Annotated in this window: 22 protein-coding genes and 1 pseudogene; 17 read left to right on the top strand and 6 right to left on the bottom strand. The window is 69.4% G+C overall.

Features of this window, described 5'->3' with window-relative positions; translation table 11 throughout:
• Positions 1-3 precede the first annotated feature (3 nt).
• From ACFY36_RS32975 to ACFY36_RS32965, 3 genes are read left to right on the top strand one after another with little or no spacing between them, the layout of a single operon-like run.
• Entirely contained in the window at positions 4-234 is a 231-nt protein-coding gene (locus tag ACFY36_RS32975; RefSeq protein ID WP_499749867.1) for a Zn-ribbon domain-containing OB-fold protein, read from the top strand.
• Positions 224-1,384 carry an acyl-CoA dehydrogenase family protein gene (locus ACFY36_RS32970; protein ID WP_499749821.1) on the top strand — a complete coding sequence of 387 codons (1,161 nt, stop codon included), beginning with the start codon at positions 224-226 and terminating at the stop codon, positions 1,382-1,384. Before ACFY36_RS32975 ends, ACFY36_RS32970 begins: the two co-directional genes overlap by 11 nt.
• A complete protein-coding gene (locus tag ACFY36_RS32965; protein WP_499749820.1) occupies positions 1,381-2,184 on the top strand; it encodes an HpcH/HpaI aldolase/citrate lyase family protein in 804 nt (267 codons plus the stop codon). Before ACFY36_RS32970 ends, ACFY36_RS32965 begins: the two co-directional genes overlap by 4 nt.
• Positions 2,185-2,197: 13 nt before the next feature.
• On the opposite strand, the gene ACFY36_RS32960 is transcribed toward ACFY36_RS32965, so the two are convergent.
• Positions 2,198-2,968 carry a hypothetical protein gene (locus tag ACFY36_RS32960; protein ID WP_499749819.1) on the bottom strand — a complete coding sequence of 257 codons (771 nt, stop codon included), beginning with the start codon at positions 2,966-2,968 and terminating at the stop codon, positions 2,198-2,200.
• Positions 2,969-3,319: 351 nt separating this feature from the next.
• Complete coding sequence (locus ACFY36_RS32955) at positions 3,320-3,787, bottom strand: hypothetical protein (RefSeq protein WP_499749818.1); 468 nt, start codon at positions 3,785-3,787, stop codon at positions 3,320-3,322.
• 432 nt (positions 3,788-4,219) lie between these two features.
• On the opposite strand from ACFY36_RS32955, the gene ACFY36_RS32950 reads away from it, so the two are divergent.
• Positions 4,220-4,906 (top strand): hypothetical protein, encoded by a 687-nt coding sequence (locus ACFY36_RS32950; RefSeq protein ID WP_499749817.1) that lies wholly within the window; start codon positions 4,220-4,222, stop codon positions 4,904-4,906.
• A gap of 98 nt (positions 4,907-5,004) precedes the next feature.
• A pseudogene (locus ACFY36_RS32945) lies at positions 5,005-6,440 on the top strand (IS1380 family transposase).
• Between the two features lie 140 nt (positions 6,441-6,580).
• On the opposite strand, the gene ACFY36_RS32940 reads toward ACFY36_RS32945, so the two are convergent.
• Entirely contained in the window at positions 6,581-7,324 is a 744-nt protein-coding gene (locus ACFY36_RS32940) for an SDR family NAD(P)-dependent oxidoreductase (protein ID WP_499749866.1), read from the bottom strand.
• 85 nt (positions 7,325-7,409) lie between these two features.
• Here ACFY36_RS32940 and ACFY36_RS32935 point away from each other — a divergent pair, with 85 nt between their 5' ends.
• Together ACFY36_RS32935 and sodN are read left to right on the top strand one after the other, a co-directional pair.
• Positions 7,410-7,889, top strand: a complete 480-nt coding sequence (locus ACFY36_RS32935; RefSeq protein ID WP_499749816.1) for a flavin reductase family protein — start codon at positions 7,410-7,412, stop codon at positions 7,887-7,889.
• On the top strand, positions 7,889-8,284 hold the full coding sequence (gene sodN, locus ACFY36_RS32930) for a superoxide dismutase, Ni (protein ID WP_499749815.1): 396 nt from the start codon (positions 7,889-7,891) through the stop codon (positions 8,282-8,284). The genes ACFY36_RS32935 and sodN overlap by 1 nt, the downstream gene beginning before the upstream one ends.
• Here the strand turns inward: sodN and ACFY36_RS32925 are convergent.
• Complete coding sequence (locus ACFY36_RS32925) at positions 8,281-8,643, bottom strand: hypothetical protein (protein ID WP_499749814.1); 363 nt, start codon at positions 8,641-8,643, stop codon at positions 8,281-8,283. The genes sodN and ACFY36_RS32925 overlap by 4 nt on opposite strands.
• Before the next feature lie 137 nt (positions 8,644-8,780).
• Between ACFY36_RS32925 and ACFY36_RS32920 the strand changes: the two genes are divergently transcribed.
• Positions 8,781-9,308, top strand: a complete 528-nt coding sequence (locus ACFY36_RS32920) for a hypothetical protein (protein WP_499749813.1) — start codon at positions 8,781-8,783, stop codon at positions 9,306-9,308.
• Positions 9,309-9,340: 32 nt separating this feature from the next.
• A complete protein-coding gene (locus ACFY36_RS32915) occupies positions 9,341-10,777 on the top strand; it encodes a hypothetical protein (RefSeq protein WP_499749812.1) in 1,437 nt (478 codons plus the stop codon).
• 3 nt (positions 10,778-10,780) lie between these two features.
• Here the strand turns inward: ACFY36_RS32915 and ACFY36_RS32910 are convergent, their stop codons facing one another.
• Entirely contained in the window at positions 10,781-11,548 is a 768-nt protein-coding gene (locus ACFY36_RS32910) for a PIG-L deacetylase family protein (protein ID WP_499749811.1), read from the bottom strand.
• A 120-nt stretch (positions 11,549-11,668) separates the two neighbouring features.
• Between ACFY36_RS32910 and ACFY36_RS32905 the strand changes: the two genes are divergently transcribed.
• The 6 genes from ACFY36_RS32905 (at position 11,669) to ACFY36_RS32880 (ending at position 17,944) form a co-directional block, all read left to right on the top strand.
• On the top strand, positions 11,669-12,829 hold the full coding sequence (locus tag ACFY36_RS32905; RefSeq protein ID WP_499749810.1) for a phosphodiester glycosidase family protein: 1,161 nt from the start codon (positions 11,669-11,671) through the stop codon (positions 12,827-12,829).
• Positions 12,830-12,898: 69 nt separating this feature from the next.
• Positions 12,899-14,356 (top strand): GGDEF domain-containing protein, encoded by a 1,458-nt coding sequence (locus ACFY36_RS32900; RefSeq protein ID WP_499749809.1) that lies wholly within the window; start codon positions 12,899-12,901, stop codon positions 14,354-14,356.
• A gap of 52 nt (positions 14,357-14,408) precedes the next feature.
• A complete protein-coding gene (locus ACFY36_RS32895) occupies positions 14,409-15,089 on the top strand; it encodes a hypothetical protein (RefSeq protein WP_499749808.1) in 681 nt (226 codons plus the stop codon).
• A gap of 224 nt (positions 15,090-15,313) precedes the next feature.
• Positions 15,314-15,811 (top strand): NUDIX domain-containing protein, encoded by a 498-nt coding sequence (locus ACFY36_RS32890; RefSeq protein ID WP_499749807.1) that lies wholly within the window; start codon positions 15,314-15,316, stop codon positions 15,809-15,811.
• A gap of 141 nt (positions 15,812-15,952) precedes the next feature.
• A complete protein-coding gene (locus tag ACFY36_RS32885) occupies positions 15,953-16,948 on the top strand; it encodes an arginase family protein (RefSeq protein WP_499749806.1) in 996 nt (331 codons plus the stop codon).
• Positions 16,949-17,077: 129 nt separating this feature from the next.
• The gene (locus ACFY36_RS32880; RefSeq protein WP_499749805.1) at positions 17,078-17,944 is read left to right on the top strand and encodes a helix-turn-helix domain-containing protein; all 867 of its coding nucleotides are present in this window, start codon (positions 17,078-17,080) and stop codon (positions 17,942-17,944) included.
• On the opposite strand, the gene ACFY36_RS32875 is transcribed toward ACFY36_RS32880, so the two are convergent.
• Entirely contained in the window at positions 17,922-18,752 is an 831-nt protein-coding gene (locus ACFY36_RS32875) for a LysR family transcriptional regulator (RefSeq protein WP_499749804.1), read from the bottom strand. The genes ACFY36_RS32880 and ACFY36_RS32875 overlap by 23 nt on opposite strands.
• Positions 18,753-18,833: 81 nt before the next feature.
• Between ACFY36_RS32875 and ACFY36_RS32870 the strand changes: the two genes are divergently transcribed.
• Both ACFY36_RS32870 and ACFY36_RS32865 read left to right on the top strand, forming a co-directional pair.
• On the top strand, positions 18,834-19,559 hold the full coding sequence (locus tag ACFY36_RS32870) for an SDR family oxidoreductase (RefSeq protein WP_499749803.1): 726 nt from the start codon (positions 18,834-18,836) through the stop codon (positions 19,557-19,559).
• Positions 19,560-19,582: 23 nt separating this feature from the next.
• Positions 19,583-20,728 (top strand): zinc-binding dehydrogenase, encoded by a 1,146-nt coding sequence (locus tag ACFY36_RS32865; RefSeq protein WP_499749802.1) that lies wholly within the window; start codon positions 19,583-19,585, stop codon positions 20,726-20,728.
• Positions 20,729-20,734 lie beyond the last annotated feature (6 nt).

The following is a 20,734-nucleotide window of genomic DNA, read 5'->3' as shown; positions in this document are numbered from 1 at the left end:
GACTTGTCGCTCATTGAGGTCGCGGGCACGGGGATCGTCGACAGCTTCACGGTCGTTCATCGGGCCGACGAGCCGTACATCCTGGCCCGGGTCCGCCTCACCGAAGGCCCGATCCTGCTCACCCACCTGGACGGCGTCGCCGAGCCCCGCTGCGACATGCCCGTCCAGGTCGCCTGGCGGCCGCTGCCCGACGGCCGCCACCTACCCGTCTTCAGGAGCGCCGATGGACTTTGACCTCAGCGAGGAGCAGCGGCTCTTCCGCGACGTGCTGCGCGACTTCGTCGACCGGGAGATCCGGCCGGTGGCCCGCGAATGGGAGGCGAGCGACCGCTATCCGGCCGAGATCGTCGCCACCATGGCCGAGATGGGGCTGTTCGGGCTGACCGTGCCCGAGGAGTACGGCGGGCTCGGCGCCGACATGATCAGTTTCGCGCTGGTCTTCGAGGAGATCGCCCGCGGCTGGATGGGCGTGGCCGGCATCCTCGGCAGCCACTCGCTGTCGTGCTGGCTGCTCGCGCGGCACGGCACCGAGGAGCAGAAGGAGCGCTACCTGCCCGACCTGGCCGCCGGGAAACGACGTACCGGGATAGCGCTGACCGAGCCCGACGCCGGAACGGACCTCCAGGGCATCGCCACCGTGGCGGTGCGCGACGGGGACTCGTACGTGCTGAACGGCCGCAAGACCTGGATCACCAACGCCCGGCACGCCGACCCGCTCCCGGTGCTGTGCAAGACGTCCGTGACTACGCCGGCCCATCGCGGCATGTCCGTGCTGCTGGTCGACGCCGGCACGCCGGGCTTCACGGTCGAGCGGGACCTGCCCAAGCTCGGCTACAAGGGAACCGAGTCGTGCGAGGTGCTCTTCGAGGATTGCCGCGTTCCGGCGGCCAACCTGCTCGGCGGGGCCGAGGGGCGAGGCATGCAGCAGGTGCTGTCCGGGCTCGAGATCGGGCGGATCAACGTGGCCGCTCGCGCTCTCGGGATCGCGCAGGAGGCGTACACCCAAGCGCTGGCCTATGCCGGCCAACGACGGGCCTTCGGCAAACCGATCGGCGATTTCCAGGCGATCCAGCTGAAGATCGCCGAAATGGCCTCGCAGGTGCAGGCGGCCCGGCTGCTCGTGCGGTGGGCGGCTTCCCGGGCCGACGGCGGCCACCGCGTCGACATGGAGGCCGGCATGGCCAAGGCGTACGCGGCCGAGGCGGCGGTCTTCTGCTCGCTGGCCGCCATGCAGGTGCACGGCGGATACGGCTATTCGAAGGAGTTCGAGGTGGAACGCCTGTACCGCGACGCGCCCCTCATGTTGATCGGCGAGGGCACCAACGACATCCAGCGGATCGTCATCGCGCGGGCGCTGCTGTCGGGGGCGGCGGCGATCGGATGAGGTCCGCCCTGTACGTCCCCGGAAACCGGCCGTCGATGCTCGCCGGAGCGCTGGCCAAGGGCGCCGACGCGGTCATCGTCGACCTGGAGGACGCCGTCCCGCCGGGGGAGAAGGCTGAGGCTCGGGAGGCGGTCGCGGCCTGGCTGCGCGCACAGCCAGCCGGGACGCCGGTCATCGTGCGCGTCAACCCGGGGCCGGCCGGTCTCGACGACGCCCGGGCGGTGGTTTCGCCCGCGTTGCGCGCACTGTGCCTGGCCAAGGCCTCGGTGCCGGAGGTGGTGGGCATGGCGTCCGTCCTCGACGAGGCCGGAAGCAACGCCGTGCTGATTCCATTGCTGGAGACGCCGTCGGCCATCATGGAGGCCCGTGAGCTCGCGCTCGCCCCGCGCGTGGTGCGGCTTCAGATCGGCGAGGCCGACCTCGCGGCCGAGCTGGGAATCAGGCCCGGTGAGGACGAGCGGGAACTTCTGTTCGTTCGGTCGGCGGTCGTGCTGGCCTCGGCCGCGGCGGGCATCGAGCCGCCGACCGCGGCCGTGTCGACCGACTTTCGCGACCTGGATCGCCTGCGCCGCTCCACGGAAGCGTTGAAGAGACTGGGGTTTCGGGGCCGCGCCTGCATCCATCCGGCGCAGGTGCCGGTGGTCAACGAGGTCTTCACACCGACCGAGGACGAGGTGGCCGCGGCCCGCGACCTGGTCGAGCGTTTCGAGCGCGCCGGCGGCGGCGTCTGCCTCGACGCGCGAGGCCGGATGGTCGACCTAGCGGTCGTGCGCGAGGCCCGGCGGGTGCTCGCTCTGTGAATTCATGGGGGCCTCACTCGATCGTGCGCAGGGCGCGAGCGGCGATACGGCCCGCGACGTCCGGCGGGACAACGCCGTCGGTGTCCGTCGCGCGGGCAGCTCGCACCAGTCGCAGGATCTCCGAACCGATCTCTTCCGCTCCAGCCCGGCTGAGGTCGACACCGAGCCACCTCAACCATTCGACAAGGACTTCCGTCTCGTAGCGCTCAAGCCAAGGCTTCGCCGGGTCCGGCGCGGAAAGCAACCTGATCGCTGCGGAAAGGCGGGCGTGTGGTGAATCGTGGCCGTCAAGCACGAGGCCCCGGGCATTCGGCGGTGAGATGCCGTTGCGCTCCGAGGTGAGCACCTCGAACAGCGCCGCTTCACCTGTCGCCGGAAGCGCCTGAACGTGGGCCTCTTCGCTGATGGCGAGCCCCACGTTCACGCGAGAGGCGTAGCCGGGATCGTCGACGCGAACCACTACCCTCTGGACGCCGGTCTGTCCGATCTGTTGCGTCCAGCGCCGGAGCCGCTCGATGTCCCCGACGAAAATCGTATAGTCATCAAGATCCAGTTCACCGTCGAAGACGAGATGCCCTACGAGCGGCATGGCGCCCTGCCAGATCGACACACGCGTGTGGGCGACCTGACCTCGGGTGCGGATCGCCACATGACGGCTGTCGGCGCCTACCGGCCCGTCATCCCAATCGACCTCCGGCCAGGCCGTCGACCCCACCAGCAACACGGCATGGTTGGCATAGATCTCCACAGCACCCGAGAGCACGATTTCCTCCGACGTCCGCATCACGATGATGGTCTACTGCGAGTCGGGCAGGCCTTCCAGCAGGTCCCAGTCCTCGCTGAACCATCGTCGCAACGACGAGGCGAGGTAGTGGTGGCTGTGGGCCCACACGTCGTCGAACATGAACAGCGACCGACCTATCGAGCATCCGGATCTGCGGCGATCTGTTCGGTATCGCTTGCTGCGTTGGCCGGCGCCGGACCGACTTCACTAGCCGGAACCAATCCGTCGGCCGGGCTGATTAGGCCGATCAACGTGCCATCGGGACCTCTCGCCGCCATCGTCCTGCCGGTCGCCCGCCGGATGTACCGAACCGCTCGCATACGGGGACGCAACGACTGGTGGAGGGTAGCCTCAATCTGACACTCCGTCTGACGGTGTCGTGATGTCGCCTCGCGCCTCGCGCAGTCGGATGCGCCGAACTTCCTTAATCATTACGAGGGCGTTCCGTGCGATGTTCAGAACTAAGATCGCCCCCGCCAGGGCTGCCAGCTGCGAGCCAAGAAAAAAGAATTGCGAAAAACGGTAGATTCCTACCGCACTTATTCCTTGTCCAACTGCGGCCAGAACGCCGGTCAAGATGCCGATCAACGCTCCGATATAGGTGGTCCTCAGGACCGCTCCCAATAGGAATGTATAGTAGGTCGTTTGGTCCGTCGCCAAGCTGATGGCCTCGTTAGCAAACTCCTTCCTCTCGATTTCGCGACGTTTCGCGACTTTCTCGCTCCTCTTTTCCAGATAGCTACCGAAAGCCGGTGAAACGAGGTTCACCGCGATACCGATTGGGATTGAAAGGAGGAGACCCCATAAGAACTCAGACATATCACGCTCCGATGGCTTCGACTGTCCTCGGCATCCCCCGTAGTATCGGTGAAGGTGCATCTTGATCGCGAGCAACGACTGCAGCCGCGAAGCCGGGGTTGCATCTAAGATCCGGTGAGCTGGCGGCGATTTCCCTCATCGGTTCAGATATCTGCCCCATGCAGCCACGAAGCAAGCCACCAGCATCCGGCGTGTAGGCCAACTTGTCCGTCGCCCAAGGCGGTTGCGGTCGTGAAACGCTGGCTCCCCTATTTCTGAGCATTGTTGGTCATATTGGCCGATCTCGGTCGGCATCCGGCGCCCTTCTGTACCGGGCCGGTGCCCGAGGATCGTGAATCCAACCTGGATCTTTACGACAGGACCCACGTAAAGTCTGGGGGATTGCGCGAGGGTGCCTTGAGCGACCAAGAGATCAAATCACGCAGAGGGAGCATGAAGGACGAGACGCTGAGAATCGTACTGCCAGTGATTGCGACACTGGCAGGCGTGATCGTAACTATTGCCGGACAGATTGCAATAGGCATCTTCCAGCGAAGGCACGAGTGGCGGAAGCAATATACGGATAAGCGGCTAGAAACCTACGCAGGGTTCCAAATGGTAATTAGCATTACGCGCGAAGCAACTGAGTCGAACAAAAAAGCTGCGCGGCTTGCCGATGATCTGAAATCCATACTGGAAGCTCGGCATGACCGAGCACAAGCCTGGACTGATGAACTGCGAGGTTACGTATCCGAACAGTTGGGCACGCTGGGCCATCAGGATAACGGCCAGCCGGTTCCCGAAGCCATGATGATCTCCATCCGAGATTACATGTCCAACCTTGATGCAAAGTACGACATCGCGGGATTGGAAGCTCTTAAGGTCGAAGGTAGTCAGTTACAGCAGCGGTACAGGGAAGCCGTTAAGATTGCTAGCGAAACGCGAGAACGCGCTGAAGCTAAAGTCAAAGACTCCCAAAAAGCACTCTTCAGCCTGGACTATATTGCATCCAGAGATGTGCGGAAAGCCGCCTTAAAACTGTGGGTTGCGACTAACATGGATGACCCGGAGGGCGGCGCGTTTGGAGAAGCCAGTGCCGGATTCAGCAACGCGGTACGCAAAGAGCTGGGCGTCAAGTAGGTCTTAGCCCTGGCCCTTCAGTAAGGGCTGCTGGTGGTGGGTCCCGGGAACGCGAAAGTGCCTTCTGATCTGGAACGATGGGACTTGTCTAGGGCCCTATCTGTCCATCACCGGAAGGCACTCTCAAGGTGCAGAGTTACCGGCACACGTCCGAAGGTTGTTGTCAGCGGTGGCGCTCGTGGTGTGGTCGGTCATGCCGGCACCCGGCTGCTCACCGATCTGGCTGACAAGACCGCGTTGATTAGCGGTTTCGTTAAGGCGCTCGGGCTGGGCCGGGTGCGTCGCCCGGTGCATGAGCCGGGCCGTGTTTGGGTCGACCTCGCGGTGCTGCTGGCCGATGGCGGTGAGGCCATCGCGGATCTGGCGGTATTGCGGCAGCAGCCCGGCCTGTTCGGGTCGGTGGCCTCGGATCCGACCGCCTGGCGGGTCCTTGACTCGATCGACGCTGCGGCCCTGGACCGGTTACGGGCGGCTCGCGCTGCTGCGCGGGAGTTGGCCTGGGCTCAGCTCCTCGAGACCCGCTGCGGTCTGCCCTCGACCACCGTCCTCGGGCGGGTGCTGGCGGGGTTCGTGCGGGACATCGACGCGACGATCGTGCTGGCTCACTCGGAGAAGGAATCGGCGGCGGCGACCTGGAAACACAGCTTCGGGTTCCACCCGCTGTTGTGTTTCCTCGACGCGACCGGTGAGGCTCTGGCCGGGATGCTGTGCCCGGGTAACGCCGGCAGCAACACCGCCGCCGACCACGTCACGGTCCTGGGTCAGGCCCTGCAGCAAATCCCCGAGCCGCACCGTTATGGCAGCCCGATCCTGATCCGGTCGGATTCGGCGGCAGCAGTCACGACTTTCTCGCCCATATCCGTGGTCTGCGTGACTACGGTGTGGCCACCGAGTTCTCCGTCGGTGTCGCGATCACCGAACCGGTCTGGGCCGCGATCACCGCCGCGACCGGGTGGGTGCCGGCCCTCGACGGTGACGGCAGCCTGCGTTACAGCGCCGAAGTCGTCGAACTCGCCGATCTGCCGACCCGCGACTGCTGGCCTCGTTCCCGGCCGGGACCCGGCTGATCTGCCGCCGCGAACGCCCGCACCCCGGAGCGCAGCTCTCCCTGTTCGACCAGGTTAACGGCGTCCGGCATCAAGTCTTCGCCACCGACACACCCCACGGTGGCTGCTCGACGCAGTTCCTGGAAGTCCGGCACCGTTGCCACGCCCGGGTCGAGGACCGCATCCGCACCGGCAAAACCACCGGCCTCGGCCGATTCCCCTCACGCCAGTTCGCGATCGACGCCGCCTGGCTAGAACTCGCTATGACCGGCATCGACCTGCTCGCCTGGACCCAGCACCTGCTCCTGGACGGCGCGATGGACCACGCGGAGCCGAAGAAGCTGCGCTACCGGCTACTACACGTCGCCGCGAAACTCACCCGCACAGCCCGCACCACCAACCTGCGCATCGCCGCTGACTGGCCCTGGACCGATGACCTCGTCGCCGCCTTCCAACGCCTCGCCGCACTACCCGAACCCGTTACCTGACAACGGAATCCGCCGCACCAACAACCAGGACCCAGGGAGCAACCCGGCCCCCGGCCGGGCGACACCGCCTGCCCTGACCCGCCAACCCCATAACCCGGCACCCACCGCGACAACCCGCACCGCTTAATGAAAGACGGAGGCTAGGACGGGAACGGGCCGCGGACCGTCACTCCGCCGTCGACTGCGAGGGTCTGGCCGGTGACGTACGACGACGCTGGTGAGGCCAAGTAGACGGCGGCCGCGGCCGCGTCGTCCGGTGCGCCCAGGCGTCTCATCGGGATCTCGGGGACGTCCTCTGTGGCCTGCGCCGAGTGTGCCACCGCCGTGGCGATCGCGCCGCAGGCGACGATGTTCATGCGGATGCCGTCGGCGGCGTACTCGGCGGCCACCGTGCGGGCCAGGCTGGCCAGGCCGGCCTTGGCGGCTCCGTAGGCGGCCTGTTCGGGTGCGGCCATCAGGCCGGCCACCGAGCCCACGCTGACGATCGAGCCGCCGTCGCCCTGGGACAGGAACGCGCGGATCGCGGCGCGAGCGGCGCGGGCCACATAGCGGAGGTTCATCTCGTACGCCAGGTCCCAGTCCTCGTCGGCCATCTCGTGCAGCCTGACCGCGGGCACGAACGCCACCTGTCCTCCGACGACCGTCACCAGCGTGTCCAGACGGCCGAACGCGGAGACCGTACGCTCCACGAACCCGTCGACGTCCGAACGGGAACGCACGTCGCCGCTGAGCGGGACACCGTGGCCGCCCAGTTCGGCCGCCGCTTCCCCGGCGCGGGCGGCGGAGATGTCGGCGATCGCGACCGAGGCGCCGGCCGCTGCGAAGGCCCGGGTGATCGCGCGGCCGATGCCCTCTCCACCGCCGCCGATGACCAGGGCTTTCATGCCGTCCAAGGGCGCCATTGACTTCAACCTCACTTCAAGTTTTAGCCTCAACCAGGCGTGTGCACGGACGACTCAAGGGAACACTGTGATCGCGGAGCAGTTCAAGGCGGCCTTTCGGCGTTATCCCACCGGGGTCGCGGTCATCTCCGCGATCGGGGCCGGCGGGCCGATCGGGCTGACCGCCTCCAGCGTGGCGTCCGTGTCGATCGATCCGCCGGCGCTGTCGTTCTCGGCCATGGGTACGAGGTCGGCCCGGGCCCTCCTCGAGGCCGAGAGCTTCGTCGTCAACCTGCTCGGAGCCGCCGGCGCCGAGGTGGCCCGGCAGTTCGCCAGCAGTGGCGGGCCGCGGTTCACCGAGGAGCAGGGGTGGACCTTCCTGCCCACCGGGGAGCCGGTTCTGCGTCACGCGCTGGCCTCCCTGCGGGCCACGCCCTTGCACCGCCTTCCGGTCGGGGATTCGACCGTCGTCGTCGCGTCGGTGCACGAGGTCCTCCTCGGGCCGGCCGGCGGGCGGCTCGTCTATCACGACCGGCAATTCATCCAAGCCGAGGAGTTCAGCAACTGATGCGTTTCTTCCAGCCGCGCACCATCGTGAGCGCACACTGCGATCTGCCCTGCGGGGTGTACGACCCCGCCCAGGCCCGCATCGAGGCCGAGTCGGTCAAGGCGATCGCCGAGAAGTACCAGGCCAACCAGGACCCCGAGTTCCGCACGCGTGCTCTGATCATCAAGGAGCAGCGGTCGGAGCTGGTCAAGCATCACCTGTGGGTGCTGTGGACCGACTACTTCAAGGCCCCGCACTTCGAGAAGTACCCGCAGCTGCACGGCCTGTTCAACGAGGCCACCAAGCTGGCCGGCGCCTCCGGCGCCAAGGGTTCGGCCGACCCGGCCGTGGCCGATCGGCTGCTCGCGAAGATCGAGGAGATCTCGAAGATCTTCTGGGAGACCAAGCAGGCCTAGGGGCGGAACAGCCGGCGCCCGGCGAAGGCGACCGCGACGGAACCGGCGGCCATACCCATGGCGACCAGGGTCGCGCCCACCGGCCACAGGCCGGACTCGTCGGAGCCGGCTGCCTTCGCCGACCAGGCGGCGGTGAACACCACCGTCATCACCGCCGCCACCACCAGCGGGTGGGCCCACCGGGCCGCGACCGCCGCGATCACGATGAGGGTCAGCACACACCCGGCGACCTGCCACCAGGCGTACGGCCCGCTCACCGCCCCCGTCGACGGGTCGGTCACATATCCGGACTCCCAGCCCAGCCAGCCCGCCCAGGCGGCGAGGGTGAGCACGGCGGCGGCGATCGCGGTCTTCCACATGCCGGTCATCCTTCCGTCGCGGCACCGGGCCCGGCATGAGTACCAGGACTCAACCATTCCGGACGCGTATCCCACGTTTACTGACCTTCGGCGGCCGCGCTCTCGACCGTACGGGAAACGCCGTTGACCCTGAATGGGTGACCGCGTTTCTCCGCCGCTGGCCGGCCGCGCTGGGTCTGGCCGCCGCCGTCCTTGTCCTGATCTTCGCCGCCGACCGGGAGACCGCGTCGACCGCCGCGATCGTCGCGGTGCTCTGCTATCTCGGCGCGGCCGCCTTCGACCGGCGCTGGGTGGCCTGGGCCGGGGTGTTCGGTCTCAGCGCCGTCATCACGCTCGCGCAGTTCGCCGAGATCACCCCGTGGGTGGCTCTGGCCGTCGTCGGCGTGGCGCTTCTCGGCCTCGGCTTCGCCTTCGGCGTTCCGCGGCGCCCGCTTGCCGCGCAGGCTTCAGCTGCTTTGGGGTACGGGCTTTTCGCCGTGACCGCCCTCTATCTGCCGGAGACCGCGGGTGGCGTGCTGGCGGGCCTCGCCCTGGCCGCCCACGCCGGCTGGGACACTGTGAACTTCGTACGCGACACGGTCGTGCCGCGCTCGCTCTCCGAGGCCTGCATGGCTCTGGACGTGCCGCTGGGTGTCGGCGTGGCCGTGATCGCGGTGACGGGCTGACCGGCGCCGCGGATTGATGGCAGTCTGTCCGGGTGGATTTCGACTCCGGCGCCGGCCTGCTGCACCGCCTCACGTCCTATCAGCCCGACCGGGAGTGGGACGCCCCCGTCGACGACCCGCGGGTGCGTCACGACCTCACCCCGAACGACCCGGCGACGTTCCCGCCGCCCTACAAGACGTACGGGCCGGGGCTGCCCACGGTCGCGCTTCCCCGCGACCTGCCCGACCCCGGCGTGCCCGCCACCGCCGTCCTGTCCGGGGCCGGAGCGCCTCCTCAGCCGCTCGACGCGGCCCAGCTCGGGCGCGTCCTGTTCCTGGGCGCGGGCGTCGTGCGTACCTCCGAGCGCAACGGCCGCCGCTTCGTCTTCCGCGCCGCCGGCTCGGCCGGCGCCCGTTTCCCGCTGGAGCTCTACGTCTCCGCCCGCGGAGTGGACGGTGTTCCCGACGGCGTCCATTGGTACGACCCGATGGCGCACGCCCTGATCCAGGTCGCCCCACCGGCCGACGGCGAGGCCACCACCCTGATCGTCACCGGCGTCCCGTGGCGCACCGGCTGGCGCTACGCCGAGCGGGGCTTCCGCCACATCTACTGGGACGCCGGCACGCTGCTGGCCCAGCTCGACGCCGCGGCCGCTTCGGCCGGTCTGGCCCCGCGCCTGCGCACCGCCTTCCCCGACGACCGGATCGGCGAGCTGACCGGCGCCGACGGCACCCACGAGTTCCCGGTGGCCCTGCTGACCTTCGGCGACGGCACACCAGCGGTCGCACCCACCGGCAAGGCCACTCCCGGCGACCTCCCACCGGTCGAGTTCCCGCTGGTCACGGCCGCCCAGCATGCCGGCGTCCGCGGCATCCTCGGCCCGGCGTGGCCGGTGGCCGCTCCGGTGGACTTCGAAGCGGGCGGCCAGACGCTGGACGGGGTCATCCGCAAGCGGGGCTCGCAGCGGCGCATGGACCGCACCAAGACGATCCCCCGCGCCGGCCTGGAGTGGGCCATGGCCGCGGCCACGCGCGGCGTCGACGTTCCGCACTGGGTCGTCGCGCACGGCGTGGACGGCCTGGCGCCGGGCCTCTATCGCTGGCCCGATCTGAGCACGCCGATCACGGCGGGCGACCTGCGCGGCGAGCTCGAGCGGGTCTGTCTCGGCCAGTCGCTGGCGGCCGAGGCGGCGTACGTGGTCATCGCCGCCGTGCCCGGCGGCGACCTGGACGATCGGTCCTACCGCGAGGCCCAGCTGGCCTCGGGCATCGTCGAGGGCCGCCTGCACCTGGCCGCGTACGCCACGGGCGCGACCGCCACCGGCATGACCTTCCTCGACTCGGAGGTTCCGGCCCTGCTCCACGAGCCCGGCGGCCTGATCACGCTGCTGTTCACCTGCGTGGGCGTCGGCGAATACAAGTCGCGTCCCGGCGGCGCGCCCGGCGCTCCGGTCGAGGTGCGCAGCGTCATGCCCCGCTTCGTGGAGTAGGGCTCAGCAGGCGCACTGCCACCGGGCGGAGGTCAGGTCCCACCAGCAGGACGGGCACGGGATGTGGCCCGAGTTCGGGGGCACCCACTCGACGAAGGACTCCTCGCGGACCCATTCCGTGTACCGCTCGACGCCCATCGCGCCGATCAGGGTGGCCGTCTGGGTCCGCTGGGCGGCCAGCGCCCGCACCTTGCGGTGGACAGTCAGGTCGTCGAGCACCAGATCGACCGTGAGGGCGCTGTCGGGCACCACCACGGGATAGCCGGGCTCGAAGACGCCCAGGCCCTCGTTCAGCGGTGCCCACCGCCGGTGCCAGCGTTCCCCGACGGCGCTGCGCAGCAGCCGGGCCCCGGGGACGGCGGCCTGGGCGAAGGCCGCCGCCGCCCACCGGCCGACCGCGCGGTGGTCGGCGTGGCCGGTGTTGCCGTCGGGGCCGAAGGTGACCACGGTGCCGGGGCGGATCTCGCCGACCAGCGCGGCCAGCTTCGCGATCGCCTCACCGGCCGGGGCGGCCGGGCAGCCGCCGTCGGAACAGCCGAGCCAGTGGTGCTCGGTGACCCCGAGGATCCGCAGGCAACGGGCCAGTTCGGTGGTGCGCTCGGCGGCCAGCCGGGCCGGTGGCCATCGCTGCGGATCGCTGGTGCCTTGTTCGCCGCGGGTCGCGGTCACACAGACCACCCGGTCGCCACGGTCCGCGGCCAGCGCCATCAGGCCGCCGGACAGATAGGCCTCGTCGTCGGGGTGGGCCCAGATCCCCAGAAGTGTGCTCATGCCGGCCAGCCTCACCGCGACCGCTTGCGGCGCGCTTGCCGCCCGCTTGCCGGTAACCGGACATTAGGCCTTAATGGGTTGGTCAGGTGGATGTCGGATCCGGTGCCCAGGATATCGATCATGATTCATCACCTGGTCGCGGGTGTGATGCTGGCGTCGCTGGCGCCGGCCCACCCCGCCGCTCCCGTAGGTTCGCTTCCGCTCGGCGACGCCGGGCTCGCCGAGACGCGTACGGTGCAGACGCTGGACCGTGGCGTCACGCTGACGCGGATCGTGCGCGGCACCGAGCCGGCCCCCTCCGGCGAGATCAACACGACCACGAAGGGACCGTGGCGGGTCAACGTGCTGACCATCGACCCGGACCGGGCGCGCGGGCACCTCAAGGCGGCGTACGGCGCCGATCTGTCCCGCACCGAGACGGTGAGCGAGCTGGCCAAGGACGCGGTCGCGGGCGTCAACGCGTCGTTCTTCACCTTCACGGCCAGCCAGCTCTACCCGGGAACGCCGGTCGGGCTCGGCGTCTACCAGGGCCGGCTGCTCAGCGAGCCGACCACCGACGTGGCCGAGGCCGACCTGGTCATCGACTCGCGCCGCAACACGATGGCGGTGGGCAAACTGTCGTACGAGGGAACGGTCTTGAACCCCCGCACCAAGACGTCGCTGCCGATCGCGCAGATCAACGACCCGTCGGCGGCCGTCGCCGAGTTCACGCCGGAGTTCGGGGCGCAGACGCCGTCCGGCGCCGGAACGGAGGTCGTCCTCGACAAGCGCGGCTGCGTCGTGCGCGTCGCGACCACCCGGGGAACCGCCCTGGCCAAGGGGCAGACCTCGCTCCAGGCCTCCGGTGAGCAGGCGACCGCGCTGACCGCACTGGCCAGCGGCTGCCTGAAGGTGAAGCACCGGGTGACCGACGCCTCCGGGCGCCGGGTGGCGATCGAGCCGGGCACGTACGCCGTGAACGGCCGCTACCGCCTCGTCGAGAAGGGCGCGATCGTGGTGCCGGACGGCACCGGCAGCTTCTTCGACCGCAACCCGCGGACGATCGCCGGCACCAACCGTCACGGCGACCTCGTGCTGGCGACCATCGACGGCCGCATGACCACCAGCGTGGGCACGACCATGGACGAGACGGCCGAGGTGGCCAAGGCGCTCGGCCTGCGCGACGCGATCAACCTCGACGGCGGCGGCTCGACCACCATGGTCGCCGGCGGCGCCGTGGTGAACACCCCGAGCGGCGGCGCGCAGCGCCCGGTCGGCGACGCGCTGGTCTGGGACAACTGACGATCCTCAAGTCGGCTCCGCCACTACCGATGCTGGGCAGGTCGGTGGTGGCGGATCCGTGAGGGGACCATGAGGAACTGGAAGGCCGCGGCCCTTTGCCTGGGCCTCCTGTACGCGCTCGTGCTCGCGTTGTCGGTGAGCGCGCTCTTCACCGGATACCGGCACTACGACGACGTGGCCGAGATCGCCCGGAGCGTCTTCGGCCTGATCGGCCTGGTCGCGGCGATCCAGGCCTCGCGCCGGGCAGGCCCGGCGTGGCGGGCGGTGGCGCTGAGCTTCATGGTGCTGGTCGTCTCGCCCGTGTTCGCCCTGGCCGGCACGACGATGGTGGACGACGTGACGCATGTGGCGTTCGTCGTCTCGTTGATGCTGGCGTTGCAGCTGTTCCCGCTGCCCGCGACCACGCGCCGCGAACGGTGGAAGACCGCGCTGGACGCGTCGGTCGTGCTGGTCGGCGGCTGCATGCTGCTGTGGTACTTCTCCTTCGGCACGTACATCTCGGAGCACGGCTTCTCCGGCGGCGTGATCGTCCCGGCCGCCGTCTATCCGATCGCCGATCTGGCCCTGCTATTCAGCGTGGCCCGGATCCTGCTGCGCGGCACACTGGGCTCGACGCCGCGGGCGCTGCGGATGCTGACGGCGGGCGCGCTCGTGCTCTTCGCGGGCGACGCGGTGCACGGCTATCTGCGCAGCCACGAGCTGATCGACACGAACTCGCCGTGGCAGTTCATCTGCTGGCTGACCGCGGACGCGCTGCTGGCGGCGGCCGCGGTGGAGCAGTGCCGGGGCATCAACGAGCGGCGGGAGTCCCGGCGCCGATTCGCGGCGGCGCGCTACATGCCGTTCGTGGCGATCGCGGTCGCCAACGGCCTGATGCTCACGGCCGCGATCCGTTCGGGCTCGTTGTGGCCGTGGGGCGGCCTGGCCCTGGGCGGCACGCTGATCAGCGTGATCGTGCTGGTCCGCCAGACGCTGGTGCAGCAGGAGAGCGACGAGCGCGCGGTGACGGACGGCCTGACCGGCCTGGCCAACCGAGTCCCGTTCCGCGCCACGTCGAACCGAGCGCTGGACCGCGACGCCCGCACCGGCAAGCACAGCGCGGTCATGGTCATCGACCTGAACGGCTTCAAGGGCATCAACGACACGCTGGGCCACAAGTCCGGCGACCTGGTGCTGGTCGAGTTCGCCCGAGTCCTGCGCTCGTGTGTGCCCGACTGGGGCCTGCCGTGCCGCCTGGGCGGCGACGAGTTCTCGGTCGTGCTGCCCGGCCTCGACTTCCCGGAGCAGGCGTACGACGTGGCCGGCCGCATCGTGTCGTCACTGGCCCCGGTCGTGGTCGACGGCAAGCTGATCCCGTTGCAGGCGAGCGTGGGCGTCGCGGTGTCGGCCCCGGGCGAGCTCACCCACGACGTCATCGTGCACCGCGCCGACCTGGCGATGTACCGGGCGAAGGCGCTGGGCCCGGACACGCGCTGGGCAGTCTGGCAGGAGTCGTTCGAGCAGACCAGCAGCGCGGCCGCGGCATAGAACTGTGGGTGGCGGCAGGCGGCGAGTACGGCGGGGTTCGTAAGGTCATCCAGTGAACGTCTACGACATCGTCGGCCGGCTGCCCTCGATTCCGGTGCTGCGCGGCCGGTGCAAGGCCCTGGCCGTTCTGGAGTTGATCCAGGGCACCGGGTACGAGTACTACAGCTACGCCGCTTGGGGTGACGACGAGGCGGCGCTGATGAGCAACGGCGGCGGCGACGAATACACCATCGTCTTCGGCGAGGCGGGCGTGTTCATCCGGCTGTTCGACCACGAGTCCGCGATGTCGCCCTATGCCGCCAGTGACGATATGACACTCTGGCCGGGACTGCTCGACGGGTTGCCGCCGGAGTTCGCCGGGCACGTCACCGAGCCGGCGTTCTGCGACGGCGACGACCTGATCGCGACAGCGGTGCTGTGGCGGCGGACCACCGACGACCACTGGCACGCCGGCGCCGGCATCACGTTCCCGCCGTCCCTCGGCCCCTACGACATCAGCCCGGACGGCACTGACCGGCTCAGCATCCTGTGCGACGACATCGTCGACGAGTACGTTGACTTCGCCAGTGACTATTACGAGACCGAGATCGACCGGGACGCGGTGGCGCACATCGCGGCGCTGCGGCCACTCACCGACGACGTGGTCCGGGCGCTGAACCCGAAGTCGAGCCTCGCCGCGGTTCGCGCAGAGGTGACCGCGACCGGCTATCCGATTGCACCGACGGTCAGCTAGCGCCGTTCGGGCTGAGGGCGCGGTTTCAGTTCGCGCCAGTCCGGCGGCAACTGAGTGCGGCTGCTGCTGGTATCGCGAGACCGCTACGGAGGCCTCTACGAGCCCGGCGCTTGGCTCGCTTTCCCCTGCTGGCCAGCTCTACGAGGACCTCAAGCGACGACTGGCTGAGCGAAGAAGGCGGCTCGGTCCGTACGATCGGTCGCGCCAGATCTAGCATGGCCTCCATGAGCGACGTCGACGCCGGTGAGCTACCCGAGCTGTCGTTCACACTCCCGGGCATCCCGGCCTCGGCCGGCGCGCTGGTACGTGGCCGCAAGGGGCGATTGCTCATCCTGAAGCCGACGTACAAGGGCGGCTGGACGATCCCGGGTGGAGTTGTCGAGATCGGCGAGTCACCCTGGGAGGCATGCCGACGCGAAACCAGGGAGGAATGCGGCCTCGACGTCACCACCGGGCGGCTGGCATGCGTTGACTTCCTCCGGCCACGGCCTGATCGTCCGGGTGGCATGCGCTTCCTCTTCGACTGCGGCGTCTTCGACGACGACTTCTTGGCTACCGTGATCATCGAGCCGGTCGAGATCGCCGAAAGCCGGATCCTGCCGATCGACGCGGCGCTGCCTTTGCTCAGCGGACCCGTCCGGCGCCGGGTACGCGCCGCCTGGAAGACAAAGCGGGTGCGCTATCTGGAGGACGGCTGCCGGGTACAGGGGATCAACCCTTAGCGGTTAGGAACCGGCGACCGAACATCGAGAAGCCCATGCAACGCTATGGCGGCGAACCGGCGGTCGCTTCCACAGACAGGGCGACCCGACGCTGCAATGCGTGCTTATGCGGTGACAGCCATACCGGACGGATCGCGGCAGATGACGACGCGCATCTGCTCTGTGGCGGGCATCGACGGTGGCGCGGGACCTTTTGTGTCAGTGCTGCGTGCGACCATGGCGGCTATGACTGCTCGATGGGGAGTTCTCGGCGTGCCGTCAAGCGCCGGTGCGCACACGCCCGGGCTGGAGAAGGGGCCAGCGGCGGTTCGGGATGCCGGACTTGTAGATCTACTGCCCGGCGGGGCTCAGGACCACGGCGACGTCAGTGCGTTTCGCTGGCGCCCGGACACCGAGCGGCCCAACGCCAAGAACGCTGCCGCAGTGGCGCGCATCGCCACCGAAACAGCCATCGGAGTCGCCGGTGTCCTGGCCGCCGGCCAGATCCCGTTCGTAGTTGGCGGCGACTGCTCCATCACCATCGGGGTGGTCGCCGGGTTCCTCAACCACGGGGTCCGTCCGGCGCTGCTGTACTTCGATGGTGGGCCCGATCTGTACACCCCGGAGACCAGGCCGAACGGCAATATCGACGCGATGGTCCTGGCCCACCTGCTGGCGACACCCGGTCACGTTCCGCTGGTGGCCGGCGTAGGACCCGTAGTGCCGCTGGTGGGCCCACAAGACGTTGTCTCCTACGGGCACACGCTGCCGCCGGAAGACACCGAGTTTCAGCTGCTCAACGAGTTCGGTATCGACCACGTGTCCGCCGACGAGATACACGCCGACCCGCTGGCCGCTGCACAGCGGGCACGTCACCAGGTCGAGAAGCGTCAGGCATCCTTCCTCGTGCATCTCGATGTCGACGTCCTGTCGTTCAACGACGTTCCGCTGGCTGACGTCCCCGATTCCGGCGGCGATCCCGCGGGCCTGACGCTCGAGGAACTGATCGAAAGCCTTTCCGTGTTCGCGTCCAGCCCGTCCTTCGCCGGCCTGGTCCTGACCGAGTTGAACCCCGACCACGCACCGGACGTCGACGCGATCCAGCGCTTCCTCACCGCGATCGGAAAGGCTTTGCCGGTAACACCCCAAGCTTCCTGAGGGCATTCCTGACCAAGTACTAGGCGATGGCCGCGCGTTGTTGTGGAGTCACGGCCCGTGCCCGTTCCCGGATGGAGGTGGCGCTGGCAGGATGGGCTCGAGGGCGTCCTGTCGTATCGAGGAGCTTCGGTGTCTGTCGAAGAAGGGCCGACGATTCGCCGCCGGCGGCTGGGGGCGGAGCTGAAGCGCTGCCGTGAAGCCGCCGGGCTGACGCAGGAGCAGGTGTCCCGCGAGTTCGAGTGGCATGCCGCCAAGGTGACCCGCATCGAGGCGGCCCGGGTCGCGGTGACCGCTCGTGATGTCAAGGATCTTCTGCTTCTGTACGGGGTGGACGATCCGGAATATCGCGACTCCCTCATGCAGCTCGCCCGGTCGGGTGGGCAGCGGGGCTGGTGGTCGGAGTACCGCGACATTCTGCCGGCCGACGCGTTCATCCGGCTCGAGGCGGACGCCTCTCTCATCCGTGACTGGGAGCCGGTGCTGGTGCCGGGGTTGCTCCAGACCGAGGCGTACGTGCGGGCCCTGTTCTCCGTCCCTCGTCTCGGCCGACGCGGTAGCGTCGACCGCTTCGTCTCTTTGCGACTGGCGCGCCAGCGCCGGCTCACCGACGACCCGCCGCTCGTCGTGCAGGCGGTGATCGACGAGTCGGTGATCCACCGCCGGATCGGCGGCGCCGGCGTGATGGCTGATCAGTTGCGGCACCTCGTCGCGCTGTCGCAGCGGGAGAACGTGGACCTCCGCGTCCTGCCGTACGACGCCGGCGAGCACCCGCTGTTGAGCATCTCGGCGGTGATTCTCGAGTTCCACGACGCGCCCGATCTGGACGTCGTCTACCTCGAGCACTACCGCGGCACCCACACCCTGCTGAAGCGGAAGGCCGACGTCGCCCAGTTCCAGGACGATCTGCGGGAGGTGACCGCGAAGTGCCTCGATCAAAGGCAGACGCGCGAGCTCATCGAAAGCGTCCTTGCCCTCAGAGGCGGGTCGCGGTCCTGACCAAGGTGGCCAGTGGGCGGGAGCGGCTGTGTGGTGGCCAGGCGATCACCGTCGTCACCTGCGGGGCGTCGGGGACGGGGACCACGGCCAGGTCGTACGGGAGCAGGGAGCGGCACGACTCGGGCAGCACGGCCACGGCCCGGCCCAGGGAGATGAGCTGGAGCAGCTGGGCGTGGTCTCGGACCTCGGGGCCCGCGCCCTCCGCGTAGGCGCCGTTGTGGCCCGGCCAGCGGGGCAGGGGAATGTCGGCCAGCTCGGCCATCGACACCGACGTTCGGGTGCTCATCGGGTGGCCCGCCGGCAGGATCAGGACCTGGCCCTCGGTGATCAGCTCCTCGGTGTCGAAGCCGGCGGTCGAGTCGAACGGCAGATGCAGCAGGGCCACGTCGGCTCGGCCGTCCCGCAGGTGTGACTCCTGTTCGGCCACGCCGCACAGGATGACGTCGACCGGGACCGAGCCGGGCTCGGCCGCGTACGCGTCCAGCAGTTTCGGGAGCAGGTCGCTGGAAGCGCCGGCCTTTGTCACCAGCACCAGCTTCTCGGTGCCGTCGACGGCTCGCTGCGTGCGGCGCTCGGCCGCCTCCACGGCGTTCAGCGCGGCCCGGCCCTCGCGCAGGAGCACCGCCCCGGCCGCGGTCAGGGCGACCGCCCGGGACGTCCGCGTGAACAGGGCGACGCCCAGGCGGCGCTCCAAGTGGCCGATGGCCCGGGACAGGGGCGGCTGGGCCATGCCCAGGCGGTCGGCGGCCCGGCCGAAGTGCAGTTCCTCGGCGACCGCCACGAAGTAGCGCAGCTCGCGGGTCTCCATGCCGGGAACGATACCCGCACGGTATCGGTGGGTACCGGAACGGTGTTGGTCGCCCGCGCCCTCGGCGACAGGATCGATGACATGAGTGAGAGCAAGGTTGCCCTGGTCACGGGGGCCAACAAGGGTATCGGGTACGAGATCGCGGCCGGCCTGGCCGCGCGCGGATTCGCCGTCGGCGTGGGTGCCCGCGACCAGCAGCGGCGTGACGCCGCGGTCGAGAAGCTTCGTGCGGCTGGGGCGGACGTCTTCGGCGTGCCCCTCGATGTCACCGACGACGCCAGCGTGACCGCCGCCGGGGCTCTGATCGAGGACCGGGCCGGACGTCTCGACGTGCTCGTCAACAACGCCGCCATCACCGGCGGCTGGGAGCAGGCGCCGACCGAGACCGACGTCGCCATCGTGCGGAAGGTCGTGGAGACCAACGTCATCGGCGTCATCCGGGTCACCGACGCCATGCTGCCGCTGCTGCGCCGCTCGGCGTCGCCGCGCGTCGTCATGATGTCGAGCGCCGTGGGCTCGCTGACCCGCCAGGCCGGGCCCGGCGGTGAGACCGGGCCGCTGTCCATGGCGTACGCGCCCTCGAAGACGTTCCTCAACGCCGTCACCCTCCAGTACGCCAAGGCGCTGCGCGACACGCCCGTCCTGGTCAACATGGCCTGCCCGGGGTTCGTGGCGACCGACCTCAACGGGTTCCGCGGTCACCGGACGCCCGAGCAGGGCGCGGCGACCGCGCTGCGGCTGGCCACCCTGCCCGACGGCGGGCCGACCGGAGCGTTCTTCGAGGACGCGGGGCTGGTGCCGTGGTGAAGTGATGCTCGACGATGGACCGCATGAGAGCTGTGGTCCTGCACAAAGGTGAGCTCGGCGTCGACGACGTCCCGCAACCGGCGCCCGGGCCGGGCCAGGTCCGGCTGCGGGTCACCCGGGCCGGCATCTGCGGCTCCGACCTGCACGTGCGGGCCGACCCGGACGTCAGCGCCGATGTCGCGGCGGAGGTCGGATATCCGGACTTCATGCGGGCCGGGCAGCGGGTCGTCATGGGTCACGAGTTCACCGGCGCCGTCGACGCCTACGGCCCGGGCTGCCGGCGGCGCTGGCGGCCGGGCCGGGCGATGGTGGCCCTGCCGCTGATCCGGCACGGCGACGACATCCACATGATCGGCCTGTCGGCCCGGGCCCCGGGCGCGTACGCCGAGTACATGCTGGTCGCCGAGGACGCCGCCATGCCGGTGCCGGACGGCCTGCCACCGGATCTGGCCGCGCTGACCGAGCCGCTGGCCGTGGCCTACCACGCCGTCCGGCGCGGTGAGGTGCCCCGCCGCGATCCGGCGGTGGTCGTCGGCTGCGGTCCCATCGGCCTGGCGGTCATCCTGATTCTCAAGGCTTCGGGGGTACGCCACGTCGTGGCGAGCGACTACTCGGCCGGCCGGCGGGAACTCGCGTGGGCGTGCGGCGCCGACGTCGTGGTCGACCCGGCCGTGGAGTCACCGTGGGGCATGCTCGGCGACGGCCCGGTCACCTCCGCCCCGGAGCTGTACGGCACCGGGCTGGACGCGCTGCACGCCTTGCGTTCCGTGCCCGGTCTTCCGTGGTGGTCGGCCGTGGCCGCCGGCCGGCGCCTCGGGGCCGGACCGCGCGGCGCGGTCGTCTTCGAATGCGTGGGCGTGCCCGGCGTCATCGACGACATCGTGACCCGGGCGCCGTTCCAGTCGCGCGTGGTCGTGGTCGGCGTCTGCATGGAGCCGGACACGTTCCGGCCCACCATGGCCAGCAACAAGGAGATCGACCTGCGGTTCTCGTTCTGCTACGACCCGGCCGAGTTCCGGGCCACCCTTCATCTCATCGCCCGCCGCAAGCTCGACCCGCGCCCCCTGCTCACCGGCGTGGTCGGCCTCGACGGGGTGGCCGGCGCCTTCGACGAGCTGGGCCGGGCCGGGCGGCACGCGAAGATTCTCGTCGACCCGTGGCTGAAATAGGCTGGC

It is taken from the genome of Actinoplanes sp. NPDC000266 (assembly GCF_042899005.1).
In the GTDB taxonomy this organism is placed as follows: Bacteria; Actinomycetota; Actinomycetes; order Mycobacteriales; family Micromonosporaceae; genus Actinoplanes.
The sequence above is the reverse complement of the archived record's forward strand: the minus strand, read 5'-3'. Positions and strand labels throughout refer to the sequence as shown.